Below are 19,769 nucleotides of genomic sequence, written 5' to 3' on the forward strand. Positions count from 1 at the left end.
GTTTGCTACGTTCAAATTTTTCCTTAGCCATGGCAATATCCTATAATCTATAGCTTTTTGAAAGAAAGGGTAATAATGAGATGGTGCCCATGGGCAGATTTGAACTGCCGACCTCTCCCTTACCAAGGGAGTGCTCTACCCCTGAGCTACATGGGCGAAATTGTTTGGAGCGGGTGAAGGGAATCGAACCCTCACCGTAAGCTTGGAAGGCTTCTACTCTACCATTGAGCTACACCCGCATACTCACTTTTTTGCTCCAAGTAAGAATTTTTGGTGGAGGGAGAAGGATTCGAACCTTCGAAGCTCACGCAACAGATTTACAGTCTGCCCCCTTTGACCGCTCGGGAATCCCTCCAAAAGAGAACACTAGTTTATTGGCAACTCAGATTCCCGTCAAGATTTTTTTTCATTTATTTCTTTAAAAATACCCAAGCCTTTGCTTTTAAACGCTATTTATTTAAACTGAATGATTTTTTCATACTTAGCCATCAGTTCTTCGTGCGTTTCAGGATGCTCTTCATCGATCAAGATACAGTCGACAGGGCATACCTGTTGGCACTGAGGCTCATCGTAATGGCCTACACATTGTGTACACAAATTTGGATTGATTTCGTAAATTTCTTCACCTTGCGAAATGGCATCATTAGGGCATTCCGGTTCGCACACATCGCAGTTAATGCACTCATCTGTAATAAAGAGCGACATTTCTATTTCCTTTTTTCTTAAATTATCAAAACCGATTGGGCGCGGATTATAGCACAAATGACGTCGGAACAATCCGTTTGAAAGAATGTTTTACACCTTGGGAATGATTCTCAAATTCTATACTATTCAGCGACTTGCGAATAGAGCAACAATTCAAACCTACTCATTCCCGCCTTTCCTTCCCGATAAATTTCCAGCCAATCCGGTTTTTCAGGCAGCTTCCCTGCTTCAATATAGACCATTGCCCCATTTTTCAAGTGGCTTTGCAATCGGATAAACAGATTTTGCCAATCTTCCCATGCAAACGGCGGATCAAGAAACACAACATCAAATTTTTCAGACGGCCTTGTCAGATAAGCCATGCCGTCTGAACACACGATTTCCACCTGTTTCAAACCTAATTCACAGATATTTTTCTGAAGCGTTTGAACAGTTTGGCGGTGGTTATCGACCATTACCACTTTTGCCGCATTACGAGAAGCGGCCTCCATTCCCAAAGCACCACTGCCGCTAAATAAGTCCAATACTGTTTTGCCGGTTAAATCCTGGCCCAGCCAATTAAACAGTTTTTCACGCACGCTGTCAGGCGTCGGACGCAGACCATCTGCGGACAGAAAAGTTAACTTTCTCCCTCTGCATTGCCCGCCAATAATGCGTACTTGATTGGTGTGTTTGGAATGTTTGTTGTTTGCCATAATTCTTAAAAGATGCCGAGTTTTCAGACGGCCTCAATTATATAGTGAAACTGCCATCAAGCCGTATTTCACTCTATTCTTTTAGATACAACAAGGCCGTCTGAAAATCATTTTTCAGACGGCCTTTTTCTACCCAAGCTTTAACCAATTATTCCTTCGGTGCAGGCGGTTCGATCTGTTCTTTCCAACCGCATTCTTTTTGCGGGCAGACTTTTTCGACGCCCCAGCGTTTGGTGGTTTTGATGGTTAAAACCGGCCATGCACATTTCGGACAAGTTTCTGCAATGGGCGGATTCCATGTGGCGTAGTTGCAATCCGGATAAGTGCTGCAACTGTAAAACAGTTTGCCGTAGCGGGATTTGCGCTCGACGAGGTTGCCTTTTTTACATTGCGGGCATTGGACACCGGTATCTTTCGGTTTTTCCAGCGGCTCGACGTGTTTGCATTTCGGATAGTTGGCGCAGCCGATGAATTTGCTGCCGGTACGGCTGTATTTGTACACTAGGCGACCGCCGCATTTAGGGCATTCGCGTCCGTCAAGTTCGGCTTGCTCTGCTTCAGCTTTGGCGATGCGCTCGGCGGCTTCTTCGGCGGTTTCGTTAACGTTGCGCGTGTAGCTGCACTCGGGATAACCGGCACACGCGACGAAACGACCCATTTTGCCGAATTTGATTTGCAGTTTGTGTTCGCCGCATTTCGGACAGGTTTCGTCGAGTTCCTGTGTGGTAAATTTGGCGCGTTCGATGCCCTCTTTTTCTTCCACTTGCTTGATAAACGGCTTCCAGAATTTATCCATAACAGGAATCCATTGGCGTTTGCCGTTGGCAATTTCGTCAAGCTGGTCTTCAAGTTTGGCGGTGAAGTGGTAGTCGACGTATTGGGCGAAGTGTTCGGTCAAGAATTTATTGACGATGTCGCCTGTGTCGGTGGGCATGAAGCGTTTTTGCTCAAGGGTAACGTATTCACGGTCTTTGAGCGTGGAAATAATGCTGGCGTAGGTGGAAGGGCGGCCGATACCGTATTCTTCGAGGGCTTTAACCAGCGTGGCTTCGTTGTAGCGCGGCGGCGGAGTGGTGAAGTGTTGTTCGCCGTAGAGTTTGTCCACGGGCAATTTGTCGCCTTCACTCATTTCGGGCAGTTTTTTGCTGTCTTCGCCTTCTTCATCGTCACTACTTTCTTCGTAAACGCTGAGGAAGCCTGCGAAGGTTTGCACTTGTCCGGTTACGCGGAATACGCCTTTGCCGACGGTAATATCGACGGTAGTTTGGTCGAATTTGGCGGGCGTCATCTGACAGGCAACGGTGCGCTGCCAAATCATTTGATAGAGTTTGAACTGGTCTGCGCTCAGGAAAGGTTTGACGCTTTCAGGCGTGCGGTACACGGACGTCGGACGGATGGCCTCGTGGGCTTCTTGGGCGTTTTTGGATTTGGTTTTGTATTGCTTGGCGGCGCTCGGCAGATATTCTTTGCCGATTTTGTTTTCGATGTAATGGCGGATTTCGGTTAACGCTTCATCAGCCAAATTCACGCTGTCGGTACGCATATAGGTAATCAAACCGATGGCACCCTGCCCTACGTCTATACCTTCGTAAAGCTGTTGGGCGGTACGCATGGTGCGGTCGGTGGTGAAACCGAGTTTGCGCACGGCATCCTGCTGCATGGTAGAAGTGGTAAACGGCGCGGCGGGATTGCGGCTGCGCTTTTTCTTTTCAATGGCGGTAACGACGGCCTCTTTGCCTTCGAGTTCTTTCAACACGTCAGCTTGCGCTGCTTCGTTCGGCAGGTCGAATTGTTCGAGTTTTGCGCCATTATATTGGGCGAGTTTGGCGGTAAACTTACTGCGGCCTTTATGGCTGTCGAGATGCACCGTCCAATATTCCTGCGCTTCAAACGCGCGGATTTCGTTTTCGCGTTCGCAAATCAAACGCAAGGCGGGGCTTTGCACACGACCCGCGCTCAAACCGCGGCGGATTTTTTTCCACAATAATGGCGAGAGGTTGAAACCGACCAAATAATCCAAAGCGCGGCGAGCCTGTTGCGCATCCACCAAGTCCATTTCGATTTCACGCGGATGGGCAACCGCATCGAGCACGGCGTTTTTAGTGATTTCGTGGAACACGACACGCTGCGGCTTAATGTTTTTCAAGCCGCGTTTGGATTTAAGGATTTCTAAGAGGTGCCAAGAAATCGCTTCGCCTTCCCTATCCGGGTCGGTTGCGAGGTAGATGTTTTCAGCTTCTTTGGCACCGGAGACGATGGCATCGACGTGTTTGCTGTTGCGGCTGATCAATTGGTATTTCATGGCAAAGCCATTGTCGGGATCGACTGCTCCGCTTTTGGGTACCAAGTCGCGGACGTGGCCGTAAGACGCCAAGATTTCAAAATCACCGCCCAGATATTTTTTCAGGGTTTTAGCTTTGGACGGAGATTCGACGATTAATAGGTTTTTCGCCATTGTTGTTCTCTTTTGGATGTATTGGATTTATGTTTCAGACGGCCTTTATTATTGAGGCCGTCTGAAAAAAGGTTTAGTGCATCACGTTTTGTCCGGTCAACGCACTCATCAAGTCGTCGCCAATCAGGACGGGCAACTCGCTTTTGTGCATCCACAACACCAACAATACCAATACTTTGGCGGTATCGAGGGTAATTTCGTCCGATGGAATGTGCATCAGGGCGTGAATGACGATTTCGCGTTGCTCATAAGTAATTGCGTGTTCGGTAACCAAATACTGCATCAAGCCCATGACTTCCTGCGGCAGGTTTTCAGCTTCTTCACGGCAGAATACGCGCAGGGAGTCGCTGTTAAACGGCTCGGCATAGAATTCGGACGTATTGAACAAGACTTCCATCATCATCAATGTATTGCCGATTTCCGTAGCATCAAAACCCGCATCTTCCAAGAGGCGACCCAAGTCCTCCGGAGGCGGACAATTGTCGAAATCTTGGAAGTGTTCGATTAAATAGGCAATGACTTCGGTCATGCTGGTTCCTTAAATATAGATAATTTATGCTTTGACACGCTGATAACGGCCGCCCGGTAAGGCAGCGACGATACCGTCAAGTTCGTATTCCAAAAGCTGTGCGTACACGTCTGCCGCTGCCGTATTGGTTTGTTGCGCCAAAATATCGGGGTGTATCGGGTCGTAACCCATGGCTTCCAATAAAGCGCTAGTTGATGGGGCGGCAGGTAGGTTTTCAAACGGCCTTTGCGGCTCATCCGCTATTGTTTTTGGTTGCAGCCGTTCGGTTTGATCGTTTTTCGGTTTGACCGTCTTATTTATAGAATATGATGGAACAGGCGTATTTTGCAATAGCTGCGGACACTCATGAAGAATATCGTCCAGACATTCCACCAATTTTGCCCCGTCTTTAATCAGCTTGTGGCAGCCTTTGCTGTGCGGATTGTCTATCGAACCGGGTACCGCCATCACTTCGCGCCCCATCTCCGCCGCCAGCTTGGCGGTAATCAATGAGCCGGATTCCAATGCCGCCTCGACCACCAATGTCAGCTGCGATAACGCGGCAATCAGACGGTTGCGGCGCGGAAAGTTGCCTGCGAACGGACGCGTGTCCAAAGGGAACTCGCTGACAATCAAGCCTTTTTCAGCAATTTCATAAGCAAGGTTTTTATTGGACGGCGGATAAATGCGGTCTATACCGGTTCCCCAGACGGCAATGGTAGCGCCATCTGCCTGCAATGCGCCCTGATGGGCGGCGGTATCGATACCCGAAGCCATGCCCGATACGACGGGAATGCCTTTTTCGCTCAACGCCCTGCCGAAATCTTTGGCAATCCGCATTGCCTGCGGCGTGGCATGGCGGCTGCCGACAATCGCGGCAGAAGGTGTGTGCAGCAGCTCTGCATTACCGCGTAAAAACAAGACCGGCGGCGCGGTAATGCCTTGTGTCAGCATTTCGGGGAAATCATCATCTTGCAGCAACAACAGACGGCAACCGTCCTGCATTTCCCATTGTAAAGCGGCTTCGGCAGACTGCTGCGCCAAAGCCCGTTTATCCGCATTACGCCACGACTCGGCCGCCTGTTTATGGCGCACCAACGCGGCAATTTTGTCTGCCGGCGCATTCAAGGCTGCTTGTGCGCTACCGAATTGCTGCAACAGCACCAAAAAACTTTCTGCGCCGATATAGGGCGTAAATGCCAGTTGCAACCAAGCAAAACGCTCGTTTTCCGTCATCAATCTGTTCCCTTTTCGTAATGGTTGTTCAGACGGCCTGAAGTAAATAAAGGCCGTCTAAAAATTTCATTGATATAAAACTTCTGTCGGCTTAAAAGGCAAAATAACCATGCCTAGCCATATCATTATTTTTATAAAGTATTGCTTGTCTAAACACACCGTCAAATGACGATGCCGTCTGAAAAACCTGATGGCTTTCAGACGGCCTTTTTTGTGTTTGAACCGATATTGCGCTTATTCTTCGGATTTGTCGGCGCTGCGGCGCGATACGCTGATACCGAGTTGTTTGAGTTTGCGGTAAAGGTGTGTACGCTCCAAACCGACCTTTTGCGCCACGCGGCTCATATTTTGGCCTTCTTGGGCGATATGGTATTCAAAGTAGCGGCGCTCGACTTCTTCCCTCAATTCGCGCAAAGGCATATTGAAATTGAAGCCGCCGATGATTTCTGTCGCCGTCGCATTTTCCTTCTGACCTAAAGCCACGGCAACGGCCTGCTCATTCACTTCTTTGCCGTCAGATTCCAACATGATGTTTTTCACCGTTTCGGCAAGCTGGTCGTAATTGCCCGGCCAATCGTATTGGCGCAAAACCACCAACGCGCTGTCGCTGAATTTTACCGGCTGGATTTTTTGACTTTCGGCCAAATCGGTCATGATGCGGTTGATTAAAAAGACGATATCGTCCGGCTGGCTGCACAAAGAAGGAACATCGATGCGCTCTTTCAACAGCTCCGCCAGTCTGCCGGTAACGACGTCATCGGCGCTCTCACCGCGTTTAAAGCCGCAAGAAGCAATCACACGGACATTGTAGCGGTCGGCTTTTTCCAGCAAGAAAGCAATGCCGTTTTGGATGTTTTTGCTGTAACGGGCAATATCGCCGACATACAAAATGCCGCCTGAAGCCTTTTGCAACAGCTCCATCGGCGTATCGACAATGTGTTCGACACGGTCGGTTGCCACCCAAGGCATACCGCTTTTGTGCAGATAGCGGGCGACAATCTCAAACGGCGAACCTGCCTCACCGGCAAACAACAGCGGGCGGTTGTGTTTGGCAGCCGCTTCAATGCTGCCGTTCATTTCTTGAATGACGGAACTGTTGCCCAATTTGTCCAAAGTCATACCGGAGACCGTCTGAACTTCGCCATGTTTCAAGGCGCGTTCTACTGCGGACAAGAGTTTTTGCAGGGCAATCGGTTTTTCCAGAAAATCGAGTGCGCCGATTTTGGTGGCTTCAACCGCAGTGTCAATGCTGGCATGGCCGCTCATCATCACCACAGGCATATTGAGTTGGCCGTTTTTCGCCCACTCTTTCAACAAAGTGATGCCGTCGCAATCGGGCATCCAAATATCCAGCAACACCATGGCCGGACGCGTTTGATAACGCAATTGGCGCGCTTCTTCGGCATTTTCGGCCAAAGTGACGGTATAGCCTTCGTCTTGAAGGATTTCGGAGAGCAGGTCGCGGATGCCTACTTCATCATCTACAATCAAAATATCACTGCTTCGCATAAGTTTCTGCCATTTCCGGTAAAGCTATTTTGACGCACGCGCCGCCACTGTTCTGATTGCTCAGGCTGATACGGCCGCCATGCTCCTCGATAATTTTTTTCACAACGGGCAAACCAAGTCCCGTTCCTGTCGGTTTGTCGGTAACGTACGGCTCAAAAGCATTGTGCAGCATTTCTTTGCTGAAACTTTTGCCGTTGTTGCAGACGGTCAGGAAAACCTGTCCGCCTTCGCGCCCTGTTTCGACGTTTACTTGCGGCGTTTCGTCCGACTCTGCCGCTTCTGCGGCATTCTTAAATAAGTTATGCAACACTTGGCGCATCGCCGTCGTATCGGCAACAATCGGCAAGGTGTCGGCGCTGAGCCGCGCATTAAACTTGCACACGCCGGCCTCATATAATACCAATACTTCCGACACCAAACCGTTTAAATTTTGTTTTTCTAAATTCAGCGACGGCGCACGCGCATAGTTGCGGAACGCTTCGACCATTTCTTTCAGCGCGGCCACCTGTTTGACGATGGTATCGGTTGAACGGCTGAGAATTTGGGCGTCTTGTTCATCTAGTTTATCATGCAATTTCCATGCCAATCTCTCGGCGGAAAGCTGGATAGGCGTAAGCGGATTACGGATTTCGTGCGCCAAACGTTTCGCCACTTCGCCCCATGCGGCCTCTTTTTGCGCCCGCATCAAGACGGTAATGTCATCAATCACCATCACCACGCCGTTATCGTTATCCTCCGGCAGGATGGTAGCTTTGCCCAATAAGATTCGGGCATCATCGGGTGCGGCGTATTCGACTTGGACGGGTTTGTCGCTATCGGCGGTTTCATTAATGGCGGCAAACACATCGGCCAACAGGGTTTGCTGCGGCGATTTGCCGTGCCATTGATGCCAGTTGCTGCCCCACAAAGACACCAGCGAAACGCCCAAAATCTGTTCGGCGGCCTTGTTAAAGGTTTTCAGACGGCCATCGGCATCCAAAGTAATCACGCCTGTGGTCAAACTTTCCAACACGCATTCCAAATAATGGCGAGCGGCTTCTTCGCGCAAACGGTTGCGCTCGTCTGCCTCTTTGGCAATCGCTAATTGCTCGGTCATGTGGTTGAATAACTGGGTCAAACGGCCGAACTCGTCATTGCGAAATACCGGCCGAGTCTGGCTGAAGTCACCCTGAGCCACCGCCCGCGCACCCTCTGCCAGCGACAATACCGGTGCCACAAAACGGCGGGCAAAATACAAAGCCATCACCAGCGCCAAAAAGATGGCCAATAATGTCGCGACCAACAGCGTGGACAGGAAAAAGGTTTGCAGGCCTTTTTTGGTATAACTCAGTTCGGCATATTTGGCGCGGGCCGCTTCAATCAACGTCGCGTCTTGGGCAACATCTTTCGGAATCGGCTGTCGGAAAAACAACGCATAATCCTGATTTTTATGCGTACCGATCAGCATCCAGCCTTGAGCATACAGCACGCCGCCGATGTTTTCCAAGCTGCGCACCGAGCCGGTCTGCTCCAACTGCTCCCATCCTTCTTTGGTGAGTTCGGGTTGATTTAGTTTCAGGGGATTGATGCTTTTCTCAGCTTTATGGGTAGTCGCGTTATAAAGCGCCAGCTGGGCAAAGTCGGCAGTAAGCGCCGATTTTGCCAGCGTCTGCCCTAAATTGCCGTCCAGTGAAGCAGCGCTGATTAAGTCGATTTGCACCGGCGTGGCGTTGCTGACGGCGTTGTCCACCGCCAAGTTCAGCGCGGATTTGCTCAAGTTTAAGCTGCGCTCTAGAGCCTCATGGGTATCGTTGCCAAACCAAGAATTAATCGTACCGTTAATAAACTGGGCGGAAATACCGAACAAAAATACGCCCGGCAATACGGCAACCAAGGTAAACATCCCCGACAGCCGACGCGCAATCTGCGAACCGAACACGCTTTTGCTGTTGTCGCGTATCAAAAGCACGACATAGCGCACCAACACCGCCGCCAACACCAGCAACAGCAAGCCGCACAAGGCGACAATCCACCAGAAATAATCAGACAATACGTTGCTGCTGCCCGTTGCAACAGTCAGACCGTACAACAAAACAACAGCGAATACAGCGGCAATCAGAAGAAAGCGGCGCATGGTTTACTCCTGCACGACCGACAAAGACTTCCAACCGGAATCCAAATGCCAGTTTTTAGACGTCAGGGCATTGATTTGGAACGGTTTGGGCAGCTTGGCGGTTGTCAGCAGCAGGCGGATTTCAGCCTTCGTGTCTTTGGCGGCCACATCACTCAGCGCACCCTTGGACAAAACCTTCCAATTCACGACCGCGCCCACTGCACGCAAGGCAGTCTCAAGCGTGTCGTACTCGGTAGAAAACGTACCAACGGTAACGCGATAGCGGTTGGTCAGTGGATGGAAGGACAATTTGTATTGAATCGTGCTGTCGTTGTTGAGCAGCTGGTCGAACTTGAATTTATAAGACGACATAGACGGCGCTGACAGCTGCCAACTCAAATTGAAATGCAGGGGGACGCCCTGTTTGAGTGCTTCTTTAAGCTGGTCGGGCAGATCGGTGCGGAAACGGCTGCTGACGGAAAGCTGTCCGGCATGGGTCAACTTTGCCTCGGCACGGGTCGCACTGATGCCCTCACCCGCCGCATTCAGCGATACGGCGAGCAAGAGCGGTACAATCAGCGTTTTACTGCTTTTTAATAAGCGCGTAATAAAAGCCATCTTGATGTTTGTTCGGTAAAAGCACACGCGACTCGATCAACTCGGCATCGGCATGGCGGTTAAGGAATTTTTGCAACTGACCGTCGTTTTCTTCGACAAAGACCGAGCAGGTAGCCAGCAGCATCCTGCCGTTTTTCGTCAGGGTCTGCCACAGTGCGTCTAATAATGCTTCCTGTTGGCGTGCGGTTTTGACGGCATCGGTCGGCCGGCGCAGCCATTTCACGTCGGGATTGCGCCGCGCCACGCCAGAAGCGGTACACGGCACATCGGCCAAGACAGCGTCAAAGGCCTTGCCATCATACCACGCTGTCAAGTCCTGCGCATCGGCGCAAGCCAAAGAGGCCGTTTGAAAGCCTAAACGGTCAAGATTGCTCTTTACCCTGTTCAGACGGCCTTCATCTATATCCAAAGCGGTAACATGACAATCTGCCAGTTCCAAGATATGGCCTGTCTTGCCGCCCGGCGCCGCACAGGCATCGAGGATGCGTTCGCCGTCTTTCGGGTTCAACAAATAGGCAGCACGTTGCGCACCAAAATCCTGCACCGACACCAGGCCGTCTGAAAAACCGGGCAGGTGGCTTACCGGCACGGCTTCTTCCAACATCACGGCGTATTCGTCCAAAGCCCTGGCCGCAATACCTTCCGCAGCCAGTTTTTCCAAATAGCTTTCGGCATTGCCGTGTCGGCGGTTGACGCGCAAAGTCATCGGCGGATGCGATTGCAGCGCGGTGGTGATGTTGTGCCAATGTTTCGGATAATGGTTTTTCAAGTAAGCCACCCACCACAGCGGCAGGTTGTGTTTCGCCACATCGTCTTTTTTGCAGGAAGCCGCGAGCTTGTCGCGTTCGCGCAAAAAGCGGCGCAAAATCGCATTGGCAAACGAGCGGAACTGGCCGCGGCCGATTTTGGCAATGCTTTCCACCGCTTCATTAACCACGGCATGAGGCGCATTGCGCGTGTAATGCAGTTGGTACATCGCCGCCAAAAGCAGGCTTTCGAGCTGCGGATTGTCAATCGGCTTCTTCAGCATTTGACCAAGCATGTGCTTCAAACTGCCCAAATAACGTTGGCAACCGTAGGCAATATCCTGCAACGCGCCGTTTTCCTGCGCCGTCAGCTGCGGATGCGCCGTGCGGATTTCCGCCAAAACATCCTGAAGATTGCGCCCTTCGGCAACCGCGGCAACGCTGTCGGCGGCCAATTTTTGTGCGAGGGACATACTCATATTTTTGCTTTCTGATTCATATTTGATTTCAAGTGTTCGGAGGATTTCAGACGGCCTGTTCGGCAGCCAGCAATGCTCGATAATATTCGGCATCTGTTTTGGAAAAACAGCAAAAGATGATTTTTTCCACTGCCGGACATTGCGGCAGGGTTTGTTTCAAACTCTCCAAAGCAATACGCGCGGCGGCTTCGGCCGGGAAGCGGTACACACCGGTGCTGATGCACGGAAAGGCGATGCTGTGGAGATTGTGTTTTTGGGCAAGCAGCAAGGAATTGGCGTAGGATTGTGCCAATTTGGCCTCTTCATTTTGTTTTCCGCCAAACCATACCGGCCCGACCGTATGAATGACATAACGCGCAGGCAAACGATAGCCTTTGGTTATTTTGGCTTCGCCTGTCCGGCAACCGCCCAAAGTGCGGCACTCGTCCAGCAGCTCTTTGCCCGCGGCGCGGTGTATCGCACCGTCTACGCCTCCACCGCCCAACAGCGATGAATTAGCAGCATTGACAATCGCATCGACTGCCAATCGGGTAATATCGCCTTCGATCACTTCAAAAACAGCCATTGTTTTCTTTCCTCTACGTTGATTTCCAGCCTGTTACAAAACCGTTCCGACTTCAATCGTCCGACCTGCCGCAAATGCCTGTATGCTCATGCGTTTACTGCCGGAAGGCTGCAATTCGGTGATGTTCAGCGCATTTTCACCGCACGCCACCAGCAGGCCGTTTGAAGTGCAGGACAATACTTCGCCTGCCTTACCCTGTTTGGCCACCACTTCGGCTCGCCAGATTTTCATCGGTTTGTCTTGATATTCGACCCACGCGGCAGGTACGGGGTTAAAGGCGCGGATTTTGCGTTCGATAATGTCTGCGCTTTCATTCCAATCAATACGCGCTTCTTCTTTGCTCAATTTCTGGGCGTAGGTAACACCTTCTTCAGGCTGTTTGACCGCGTTCAGACGGCCTTCAGCCTGCAGACGCTGCAAGTCGGCAACAATCGCTTCCGCACCCAAACCCATCAGCGCGTCATGCACTTCGTTGGCGGTATCCGTAGGTTGGATGGCATAGCGGTGTTCGCTGACCACATCGCCGGTGTCCAAACCGATGTCCATCTGCATGATGCACACGCCGGTTTCGGCATCGCCGGCTTCAATCGCACGTTGAATCGGCGCCGCACCACGCCAACGGGGCAACAACGAAGCGTGGATATTGAGGCAGCCGTGTTTGGGCGTATCCAACACATCCTGCGGCAAAATCAAACCATACGCGGCCACCACCATCACATCCGCGCCCGTATCTTTGAGCATTTGCAGGGCTTCGGCGTTATTGCGCAACTTTTCCGGCTGCGCCACGGTCAAACCTAATTCCAAGGCAGCCTGTTTGACCGGCGATGCGGTCAACTGCATGCCGCGGCCTTTAGGGCGGTCGGGCTGGGTCAACACCAGCGGAATTTCAAAACCTGCGGCGGCGATGGCTTTCAAGGCGGCGGCGGCAAAATCGGGCGTACCGGCAAAGATGACTTTCATGTTGTGTCCTTGTGAAAATGGTTTGAATGGGCGCGTTGGGCAAACTGTTTCAGCTGAAAAGGCCGTCTGAAAGATTGAAAACCGAAGTCTGCCTTCTGTTTTGTCTTTTCAGACGGCCTTTAAGCGATGCGCAGGTCAGATGGCGTGTTTCTGACGTTTTTTCAGTTTGGTTTTGATGCGGCCTTGTTTCAGCTGCGACAGGTGTTCAACAAACACGATGCCCATCAGGTGGTCCAATTCGTGCTGCACGCAGATTGCCAGCAGGCCGTCTGCTTCCAGTGTGAATTTCTCGCCTTTTTCGTTCAAGGCTTCAACTTTGACGCGCTCGGCACGGGTTACGGTATCGTAAATGCCCGGTACGGACAGACAGCCTTCTTCGTAAGTTGTCTCGCCATCTTTTTCGACAATGACAGGATTAATGAACACGCGCGGCTCGCTGCGGTCTTCGGTTAAATCCATCACGACGATGCGCTCGTGTACGTCGACCTGAGTGGCCGCCAAGCCGATACCGCGTGCTTCGTACATGGTTTCAAACATATCGGCAACCAATGTCTGGATGCGCTCGTCAATTTTTTCAACAGGTTTGGCGACCGTGTGCAAACGCTCGTCAGGGTATTGGAGGATGTTCAGTAAAGCCATAATATTCTCGTTTTATAAAGCTGATGTGTGATTTTTCATACAGATTCGGTTTCCGCCGCCACAATCTCCTGTCATGACAGCAACATTCAATGCTAAAATAACGCCGAAAAATGTTAAGATAGCGCAACGGAGGCCGTTCGTTATCGTATTGATGAATGGGCGGCAGTTTCGCAAACTCCAGCCTTCTCTGTTTATCATCTGAAGACAAACCGAATCGATTTCAAGGGGAACGGTTATGCAACAACGTATTATAACCCTGCTTTGCATGGCAGGCATGGCTATTTCTGCCCACACTCAGGCAGCTTCTTTAAAAATCCGCCCCAATGCGCCACAACGCTACGTCGTTAAAAACGGCGATACCTTGTGGGGTATTTCCGGCAAATATCTGTACAGCCCATGGCAATGGAACCGCCTTTGGGGCGCCAACCGCAACGCCATCCGCAATCCGCATCTAATCTATCCGGGTCAGGTGTTGGTTTTACGCTACATCAACGGTCAGCCGCGACTGGGTTTTGAACATGCCCAAACCCGTTCAGACGGCATTCCCGTGATCAAACTGCATCCGCGCGTACGCGAAACTTCCGGCTACGGCATTCCGACCGTCAATGTCAACCTCTACCGCATGTTCATGAAACATCCGCAGATTATCGCTCCGGAAGAAACCGCCAACGCGCCGCGCCTGATTGCCGGCCCCGACAACCGCGTCCTCTACACCCAAGGCAACCGCGTGTACGCATACGGCCTGACCGAACCCGGCCGCTACCTGACCTACCGCGTCAATAAAAACATCACCGACCCGGAAACCGGAAAATTCCTCGGCCAAGAAGTTGTGTTCAGCGGCATCGCCAACACGCTGCCTTACACCGACTCCGCCTTGGAAAACCGCACCCGCGCTTCTGACGAAAAACTCAAAAGCAACGAGTATTACACCCAAGTCAACAAAGCCATGAAGCTGCGCACCCAATCCGCGCAACCTTTGGTTATCGAAGAAGCCGTTTCCGAAATCCGCAAAGACGACTATCTGCTGAAACTGCCCGAAGGCCTCGACAGCTTCAATGTTATGCCTCACGCCCCTGCCCGTCCGATTCAGGCCAAAGTCGTTTCCATCTTCGACGGCGTGGGCGAAGCCGGCCAGTTCCAAACCATTACTTTGGACAAAGGCGAACTCGACGGCTTGGACAAAGGCACTGTGGTCAGCCTCTACAAACGCGGCCGCCAAGTCCGTGTGAATCTGTCCAACAACCTGATTCGCAAGCCGAAAGACAAAGATACGGTTGAATTGGTTTCCATTCCGGCGGAAGAAATCGGCTTGGCAATGGTGTACCGCACATCCGACCATCTGGCATCCGCCATTATTTTGGAAAGCCTGAACAGCGTTTCCATCGGCGATACCGCCTCCGAACCCGGCCGTGATTTGGACAATATGGCCGATGAAAAAACCATGGACAAGCCGGCTGAAGACGAACAGGAAAGAGAAATCGAACTGGAAGTCCGCAGCTGATTGAGCTTTCTTAGCCGCCATCCGGCAAATAAAGGCCGTCTGAAAACCTGTTTTTCAGACGGCCTTTTGATTGCTGCCCATCAGAATAAATATAGTGGATTAAATTTAAATCAGGACAAGGCAACGAAGCCGCAGACAGTACAAATAGTACGGCAAGGCGAGGCAACGCCGTACTGGGTTTAAATTTAATCTACTATAAAATCTGTAACACGTTGTTTAAAGCACAAACAACATCTTATTTCTCAAGCCGGTAATCAGCTATTCCCTTTTCTATCGTTTTTCCGTTCTGCCATTCCAATCAGAAATATGAAAAGCCCAGCACGCTATTTATTGGCTGTTGATTGTTCCATCTATTCCTGCCAATCAAAAAGGCCGTCTGAAGATTTCAGACGGCCTTTTTATCCACAACTCAAATCCGATTATTTGAATTTATAAGTGTATTGCAAGCCCAAGATGTCCGCTTTGTTTTTGAAGCGGGCAGAGGATGTACCACGGCTGTCTACGTCGTTGCCGCTGGCTTTGCCTGTGCGGTAAACCGTGTCATTGATGTGGATATGGCTGTACGCCGCATCGATAACATGGTTTTTACCCAGTTGATATTTGGCACCGACGGAGAACCAGATACGGTTGCCGTCAGGCAGGCTGTTCATGCGGTCTTCGGCGCTTTTAACCGGTGATTTGTCGAAAGCGATACCGGCACGCAGTTGCAATGGTTCGGTAACTTGGTAAGAGCCGCCGAATGCGACTTTATAAGTGTTGCGCCAGTTAGGCGTGATGACGGTACGGTTAGATTTGCCGTTGACAACGTTTTTGGTGTTTTCAAACACCAGCTCGGCTTTGTTAAAGCGGCTGTGGCGCGTCCAAGTCACATCACCGAACAGGTTGGTTTTGTCGGTAGCGCGGTACATACCGTGAACAGACAAAGACTCAGGCGTGACGATTTTTACGCTGGCTTTTTCGTTCGGCACATAACCGCGTGCAGCCATTGCACCCAAGTCCCAAGCACGTTTTGCATATGCGCCGTCAGCTTCCCAATCAGCAGTGCCTTTCAACGTATGCGATACTTTGGAGCGGTAGTTCACACCCACACGTGCGCGCTCGTTGATGTCCCACATCCACGCCAGTTGGTAGCCGAAGCCCCAATCGTGGCCTTTTACATCGGCATGACCGTCAGCTTTGCCGGTCGCATCGACAGCGACAGGACGACCTGCTTGACGGGAAGCCAAGCCGCTGGCCAATTGGCTGATGGCGCCGGAAGCATCCCAGTCGGAGTATTTGCGCAATTCGGCTTTGGAATATTGGGCAATCAAACCGGCACCGACGGCGTGTTGCTCATTCAATTTCCACGCGACTACCGGCTCGATGGCGATGGTGGTCAAACCCAGTTTGTTGATGTTATGGCGCAAGACGGAATCTTTTTCGTATTCAGTTGCAGAGCCGAAAGGAACATATACACCCAAACCCAAAGTCACATCGTCGCTGGCTTTGTACGCGCCATAGACGTGCGGAGCAACGGTGGTTTCGGTAATTTTGCCGCTGGTCGAGCCGCTGACATCGGCACCCGTACGGAAGTGTTTCGCAGATTCCGCTTCATAATGAATGCTTGGGAAAACGATATTGGCGTTGACGGAAATTTGGCTGCTGTCAAGTTTGGTCAGGCCGGCCGGGTTGTAGAAAATGGTTGATGCATCGGCGGCTTCGGCGGCGGCGGCGTTGGCCGTGCCTTGAGCGTTAACGGATTGTGTGCCGAAGTGGTAACCGGAAGCTTGGACAGCGGTAGATAAAAGTGCTGTGCTTAAAATAAATGCTGTTTTTTTCAGATTGAAATGAATCATTTTGGTTTACCGTGAAAGTAGCGGACAAAGAAAAAGGCCGTCTGAAACGTCCTTTATTGATTTAGTATAGGTACTCAATTCTATACTACATCGTTATTCTTGCCTATTATTTTCGGTTTTTTACGGTATTATGTAGCAGTTGCACAAAGATTTAACCGATTAAAAACCTTAAAATCCCTATTGAAATTTTAACTCGATAGGGATTGTTATTATGGCGCAAAAGTTGCTGAAATACGAGTTAGTGGAACGCCTGTTAAAGCTAAAAGAAAAGCAAGATGAGCTGACGGTGCAAATGCAGTGTTTGTCACAAGAGATTAACGCATTAGCTCAACCTTATATACCGAAAGAACCAAAACCGCAGCCCTTGATTACGATGCGATTAGTCGCTCAAGTCTTACGTGAAAATCCTGATTGGATGTTTTGTGGGGAGATTGCTGAAAAGAGCTTAGCATTGTTGGGAAAACCACAATTTGTTGATATGGGCGATAAGCACTATAAGACAGTCAATCGAATACTGGTTAAATTGCGTAAAAGAGGAATCGTTGAAAGTGGATTGAAGTTTTGGCGGTTAAAGCCATTAAAATAGCGGTAGAAATACCGCTATTTTTGTTTCAGTCGCCATTTGACATCGGTTACGCCTCTTTCTAGTCGTTCTACTACGCCTTTTGTCAGCCAATGTTTTAACGCGCCACGCACCGAAACCATATGCTTCGGACGAACGATAGGGTCTTGTCTGTCTTTTATTAAGACAATCTCAGTAATTTCATTGACCGTGAAATAATGGTCGGGTTGAGCTTTAAGTACCGCTAAGACCATTGGTCTTAATTTCCCACGGAATCTATGTTTGTAGGTTCGATATGAATAAACCTCAGTATCGTATTCATCGGTTAAGGCTTCATCTTCCATCACTTCAAGAGCATCGTTGAGTTTTTTGATTTTTCGTTCAACTAATTCAAGATGTTCTAGTACCTGTGTTCGTTCACGCTGCAAGCGGTCGATTTTAGCCTGAATTTGGCTAAAGTAGATTTTATTTCCCATTACATTATCAACCTTTCTGCTTGTCTATGATTACCCTGCCAAGCCAAAAGTGTAAACAACACTGTTGATTTCTACACCTATCTTTGAGTGAGAAAAGAGTATAGAATAGGTTACATTTTTGTGAAACTTTTGTGCACATTTAATTGTCCGCACGGGAATTGCAAAAAAGTATAAAAGTATCAGATTGGTGTGATTGTTTATTTATTAAAGTGTGTTTTTAGCATTTTCTTAAATGAGCAGCGCACTTAGGTTAGATAAATGTATATACAGTAAGGAGATTCACTGTTATGAATAAAATATACAAGATTGTTTGGAATGCGGCCCAGGAGGCTTGGGTTGCCGTATCTGAACTTGCCAAGGGGCATGTAAAAGCCTCTTCTTCAGGCAAAAATGCCAAGCAAAGTACGGTGGTGGAGGAAGAAGGAAGTGCCTCTTCTACACTGTATAGCTTAGGTAAAGCGGCTGCAAATGCCATGGTGATTGGTGGCGTTGCGGTAACCTTATTCAGTTTAAGTCAAACGGCTCAAGCCGCTGACAAGCATGAGACAGCTGTTGTCGCTCAGCAAGGGACGAGAGAGAAAGCTCAAGGCCAAGAACCTAATGCATTGCTTGCTTTGGGCAATGACACTTATGCGGGAGGGCGTTCTACTGTTGTTATTGGGGAGTCCTCTAGGCTTAATGGTACGGTTGCTATGGCTCTTGGTAACGGCATTAATATTGATCACGGTATTGCTCCGCAATCTGTGTTTTTGGGGAAATCTATTGATGATAGATATAACCAGGATAAACCGAGAGGCAAAAAACAAAGTCAGTATGTAAAGTCACAAGTTATTGGTAGTGATATCTACTTTGGTGGCCTCACAAATAATAAAGTGGACGGTCTTAATCAAGCTACTCTTATGGGTAATAACATTAAACATTTGTCAGAGGAGCAATCTAACTCTATGATGACTGCCTCTAATTTTGTTTTTAGAGGCATTAAAGCTCAGGATAGTGCAGTGAATGGTCATGGCATTACTGTAAACCTTAATAGCTCTGCTAAGCGTGCTGTGTTGAATCGTTCAAGTATTACCGGTACCAAGATTAATATCAATTCTACTGGAGATATCAATGAGATGTTGGTTTCCGGTACTACGATTAGCGTAACCAGACAAAACAATGCTCTTGGAGGGGCCTTAGTTGGTAACAATATCAACTTTGATAGCACAGGTGCAACTGTAAATACAGAGAAGGTTAACTATGTTGGTCAAGATATCAATGTAACAGCCTCATCAACATCTAACCCATTATTTGGTCAAGGAATTGCACTTCATAATTCTAATCTTAGTGGTGCTCCAACCTTCGGTCAGAATATCAAATCAAGCAATTCAGCAATTTCAAACACGTTAACACAAGGTTATAACACTACCTTTAACGGAGCTACGGTAAATGATTCGGTTCTTACAGTGAATAACGCCACTATAACCGGTCGTTTGACTAATGCGACATTAATGGGGCGTGATATTAACACCAGCGGCAATGTTGCTGATACTCAAGTTGTGGGTAACAGAAATACTGTAACAGCTTCGAACACCCAAGTATTGGGCAGCGGCATTACTGCGAATGTCAATAACTCTGTATATTTGGGCGATGGTTCAGAAGTTGAAGCGAAAGGTGTTGGTGAAAAGGTAGCTATAAATATTAAAACGGAGGGGCGTACTGCAGGGACTTCTGATTACTTTGAGCAGTTAATACACGATGGCACACGAGCCAGATTTGCGGGTGGTAGTGGTGTTTCGGGGGCTGTTACGGTTGGTAATGCAACGAATACTCGTCGAATTCAACATGTGGCTCCAGGGTACTATGATGCAAATTCTACCGATGCAGTGAATGGTTCTCAGTTATACGCTGTTGGGCAGTCGGCAGGTAACGCGTACTTTAAAGCAGTTGAAGCGGCGAAAGCAGCGAAGGCGGCAGATGATAAAGCGGTTGCAGCACAAGCACGCGCAGATGCAGCGCATGGCTTAGCAACTACAGCAAATACAGCAGCCAATAACGCATTAAACAAAGCGAATGCAGCAGACGCTAAAGCTGTATCAGCACAAGCAGATGCGACAAAAGCGAAATCAGACGCAGCAGCAGCGAAGAACGATGCAGGTCAAGCTTTAACGAAAGCAGGTGAAGCTAAGACAGCGGCAGCTGCGGCAGA

General features: G+C 49.5%; 17 protein-coding genes, 3 tRNA genes and 1 pseudogene. 4 read left to right on the plus strand and 17 right to left on the minus strand.

The features are described 5' to 3' along the window. Positions 1–81: 81 nt before the first annotated feature. The 15 genes from HMPREF2872_RS04080 to def form a co-directional block, all read right to left on the minus strand. Positions 82–156, minus strand: a tRNA-Thr gene (locus tag HMPREF2872_RS04080). A gap of 9 nt (positions 157–165) precedes the next feature. Continuing rightward, positions 166–239 (minus strand) — tRNA-Gly (locus HMPREF2872_RS04085). A 32-nt stretch (positions 240–271) separates the two neighbouring features. Then, positions 272–355: transfer RNA gene (locus HMPREF2872_RS04090), tRNA-Tyr, on the minus strand. A 98-nt stretch (positions 356–453) separates the two neighbouring features. Then, the gene (locus tag HMPREF2872_RS04095) at positions 454–705 is read right to left on the minus strand and encodes a YfhL family 4Fe-4S dicluster ferredoxin (RefSeq protein WP_003679513.1); all 252 of its coding nucleotides are present in this window, start codon (positions 703–705) and stop codon (positions 454–456) included. A gap of 122 nt (positions 706–827) precedes the next feature. Continuing rightward, complete coding sequence (gene rsmD / locus HMPREF2872_RS04100) at positions 828–1,400, minus strand: 16S rRNA (guanine(966)-N(2))-methyltransferase RsmD (RefSeq protein WP_070631405.1); 573 nt, start codon at positions 1,398–1,400, stop codon at positions 828–830. 148 nt (positions 1,401–1,548) lie between these two features. Further along, entirely contained in the window at positions 1,549–3,855 is a 2,307-nt protein-coding gene (gene topA / locus HMPREF2872_RS04105) for a type I DNA topoisomerase (RefSeq protein WP_070631408.1), read from the minus strand. A gap of 73 nt (positions 3,856–3,928) precedes the next feature. Then, positions 3,929–4,384, minus strand: a complete 456-nt coding sequence (locus tag HMPREF2872_RS04110) for a Smg family protein (protein ID WP_003679497.1) — start codon at positions 4,382–4,384, stop codon at positions 3,929–3,931. A gap of 24 nt (positions 4,385–4,408) precedes the next feature. Next, positions 4,409–5,599, minus strand: a complete 1,191-nt coding sequence (gene dprA, locus HMPREF2872_RS04115; RefSeq protein WP_070631409.1) for a DNA-processing protein DprA — start codon at positions 5,597–5,599, stop codon at positions 4,409–4,411. Positions 5,600–5,833: 234 nt separating this feature from the next. Next, a complete protein-coding gene (locus HMPREF2872_RS04120) occupies positions 5,834–7,108 on the minus strand; it encodes a sigma-54-dependent transcriptional regulator (RefSeq protein ID WP_070631411.1) in 1,275 nt (424 codons plus the stop codon). Continuing rightward, positions 7,095–9,221 (minus strand): sensor histidine kinase, encoded by a 2,127-nt coding sequence (locus HMPREF2872_RS04125; RefSeq protein ID WP_070631413.1) that lies wholly within the window; start codon positions 9,219–9,221, stop codon positions 7,095–7,097. Before HMPREF2872_RS04125 ends, HMPREF2872_RS04120 begins: the two co-directional genes overlap by 14 nt. Before the next feature lie 3 nt (positions 9,222–9,224). Further along, positions 9,225–9,818, minus strand: coding sequence for a DUF4390 domain-containing protein (locus HMPREF2872_RS04130; RefSeq protein ID WP_003686233.1), 594 nt, complete (start codon positions 9,816–9,818; stop codon positions 9,225–9,227). Continuing rightward, on the minus strand, positions 9,784–11,043 hold the full coding sequence (rsmB, locus tag HMPREF2872_RS04135) for a 16S rRNA (cytosine(967)-C(5))-methyltransferase RsmB (RefSeq protein WP_070631415.1): 1,260 nt from the start codon (positions 11,041–11,043) through the stop codon (positions 9,784–9,786). Before rsmB ends, HMPREF2872_RS04130 begins: the two co-directional genes overlap by 35 nt. A gap of 46 nt (positions 11,044–11,089) precedes the next feature. Next, positions 11,090–11,608: an O-acetyl-ADP-ribose deacetylase gene (locus HMPREF2872_RS04140; RefSeq protein WP_003686262.1), complete on the minus strand. Its 519-nt coding sequence runs from the start codon at positions 11,606–11,608 to the stop codon at positions 11,090–11,092. A gap of 33 nt (positions 11,609–11,641) precedes the next feature. Then, positions 11,642–12,568: a methionyl-tRNA formyltransferase gene (gene fmt, locus HMPREF2872_RS04145; RefSeq protein WP_070631416.1), complete on the minus strand. Its 927-nt coding sequence runs from the start codon at positions 12,566–12,568 to the stop codon at positions 11,642–11,644. A gap of 135 nt (positions 12,569–12,703) precedes the next feature. Beyond that, complete coding sequence (def, locus tag HMPREF2872_RS04150) at positions 12,704–13,207, minus strand: peptide deformylase (protein WP_003686244.1); 504 nt, start codon at positions 13,205–13,207, stop codon at positions 12,704–12,706. A 235-nt stretch (positions 13,208–13,442) separates the two neighbouring features. Between def and HMPREF2872_RS04155 the strand changes: the two genes are divergently transcribed. After that, positions 13,443–14,708 carry a LysM peptidoglycan-binding domain-containing protein gene (locus tag HMPREF2872_RS04155; protein WP_003686234.1) on the plus strand — a complete coding sequence of 422 codons (1,266 nt, stop codon included), beginning with the start codon at positions 13,443–13,445 and terminating at the stop codon, positions 14,706–14,708. An 81-nt stretch (positions 14,709–14,789) separates the two neighbouring features. Next, a pseudogene (locus HMPREF2872_RS11860) lies at positions 14,790–14,904 on the plus strand (IS5/IS1182 family transposase); the annotation flags it as partial. 223 nt (positions 14,905–15,127) lie between these two features. Here the strand turns inward: HMPREF2872_RS11860 and HMPREF2872_RS04160 are convergent. Further along, positions 15,128–16,543 (minus strand): OmpP1/FadL family transporter, encoded by a 1,416-nt coding sequence (locus tag HMPREF2872_RS04160; protein WP_070631418.1) that lies wholly within the window; start codon positions 16,541–16,543, stop codon positions 15,128–15,130. A 211-nt stretch (positions 16,544–16,754) separates the two neighbouring features. Between HMPREF2872_RS04160 and HMPREF2872_RS04165 the strand changes: the two genes are divergently transcribed. Continuing rightward, the gene (locus tag HMPREF2872_RS04165) at positions 16,755–17,129 is read left to right on the plus strand and encodes a hypothetical protein (protein WP_036473251.1); all 375 of its coding nucleotides are present in this window, start codon (positions 16,755–16,757) and stop codon (positions 17,127–17,129) included. A gap of 14 nt (positions 17,130–17,143) precedes the next feature. Here HMPREF2872_RS04165 and HMPREF2872_RS04170 read toward each other — a convergent pair whose 3' ends face one another. Continuing rightward, positions 17,144–17,581, minus strand: a complete 438-nt coding sequence (locus HMPREF2872_RS04170) for a hypothetical protein (RefSeq protein ID WP_036473249.1) — start codon at positions 17,579–17,581, stop codon at positions 17,144–17,146. Positions 17,582–17,868: 287 nt separating this feature from the next. Between HMPREF2872_RS04170 and HMPREF2872_RS04175 the strand changes: the two genes are divergently transcribed. After that, positions 17,869–19,769: ESPR-type extended signal peptide-containing protein (locus HMPREF2872_RS04175; protein ID WP_141752842.1), on the plus strand; the 1,901-nt coding region annotated here is incomplete at its 3' end.

It is taken from the genome of Neisseria sp. HMSC069H12 (genome assembly GCF_001812735.1).
In the GTDB taxonomy this organism is placed as follows: domain Bacteria; phylum Pseudomonadota; class Gammaproteobacteria; order Burkholderiales; family Neisseriaceae; genus Neisseria; species Neisseria subflava.

What these genes read in the sequence shown, in the direction of transcription:
- HMPREF2872_RS04095 (WP_003679513.1), bottom strand. Translation starts at nt 705, where the DNA reads ATGTCGCTCTTTATTACAGATGAGTGCATTAACTGCGATGTGTGCGAA.
- rsmD (WP_070631405.1), bottom strand. Translation starts at nt 1,400, where the DNA reads ATGGCAAACAACAAACATTCCAAACACACCAATCAAGTACGCATTATT.
- topA (WP_070631408.1), bottom strand. Translation starts at nt 3,855, where the DNA reads ATGGCGAAAAACCTATTAATCGTCGAATCTCCGTCCAAAGCTAAAACC.
- HMPREF2872_RS04110 (WP_003679497.1), bottom strand. Translation starts at nt 4,384, where the DNA reads ATGACCGAAGTCATTGCCTATTTAATCGAACACTTCCAAGATTTCGAC.
- dprA (WP_070631409.1), bottom strand. Translation starts at nt 5,599, where the DNA reads ATGACGGAAAACGAGCGTTTTGCTTGGTTGCAACTGGCATTTACGCCC.
- HMPREF2872_RS04120 (WP_070631411.1), bottom strand. Translation starts at nt 7,108, where the DNA reads ATGCGAAGCAGTGATATTTTGATTGTAGATGATGAAGTAGGCATCCGC.
- HMPREF2872_RS04125 (WP_070631413.1), bottom strand. Translation starts at nt 9,221, where the DNA reads ATGCGCCGCTTTCTTCTGATTGCCGCTGTATTCGCTGTTGTTTTGTTG.
- HMPREF2872_RS04130 (WP_003686233.1), bottom strand. Translation starts at nt 9,818, where the DNA reads ATGGCTTTTATTACGCGCTTATTAAAAAGCAGTAAAACGCTGATTGTA.
- rsmB (WP_070631415.1), bottom strand. Translation starts at nt 11,043, where the DNA reads ATGAGTATGTCCCTCGCACAAAAATTGGCCGCCGACAGCGTTGCCGCG.
- HMPREF2872_RS04140 (WP_003686262.1), bottom strand. Translation starts at nt 11,608, where the DNA reads ATGGCTGTTTTTGAAGTGATCGAAGGCGATATTACCCGATTGGCAGTC.
- fmt (WP_070631416.1), bottom strand. Translation starts at nt 12,568, where the DNA reads ATGAAAGTCATCTTTGCCGGTACGCCCGATTTTGCCGCCGCCGCCTTG.
- def (WP_003686244.1), bottom strand. Translation starts at nt 13,207, where the DNA reads ATGGCTTTACTGAACATCCTCCAATACCCTGACGAGCGTTTGCACACG.
- HMPREF2872_RS04155 (WP_003686234.1), top strand. Translation starts at nt 13,443, where the DNA reads ATGCAACAACGTATTATAACCCTGCTTTGCATGGCAGGCATGGCTATT.
- HMPREF2872_RS04160 (WP_070631418.1), bottom strand. Translation starts at nt 16,543, where the DNA reads ATGATTCATTTCAATCTGAAAAAAACAGCATTTATTTTAAGCACAGCA.
- HMPREF2872_RS04165 (WP_036473251.1), top strand. Translation starts at nt 16,755, where the DNA reads ATGGCGCAAAAGTTGCTGAAATACGAGTTAGTGGAACGCCTGTTAAAG.
- HMPREF2872_RS04170 (WP_036473249.1), bottom strand. Translation starts at nt 17,581, where the DNA reads ATGGGAAATAAAATCTACTTTAGCCAAATTCAGGCTAAAATCGACCGC.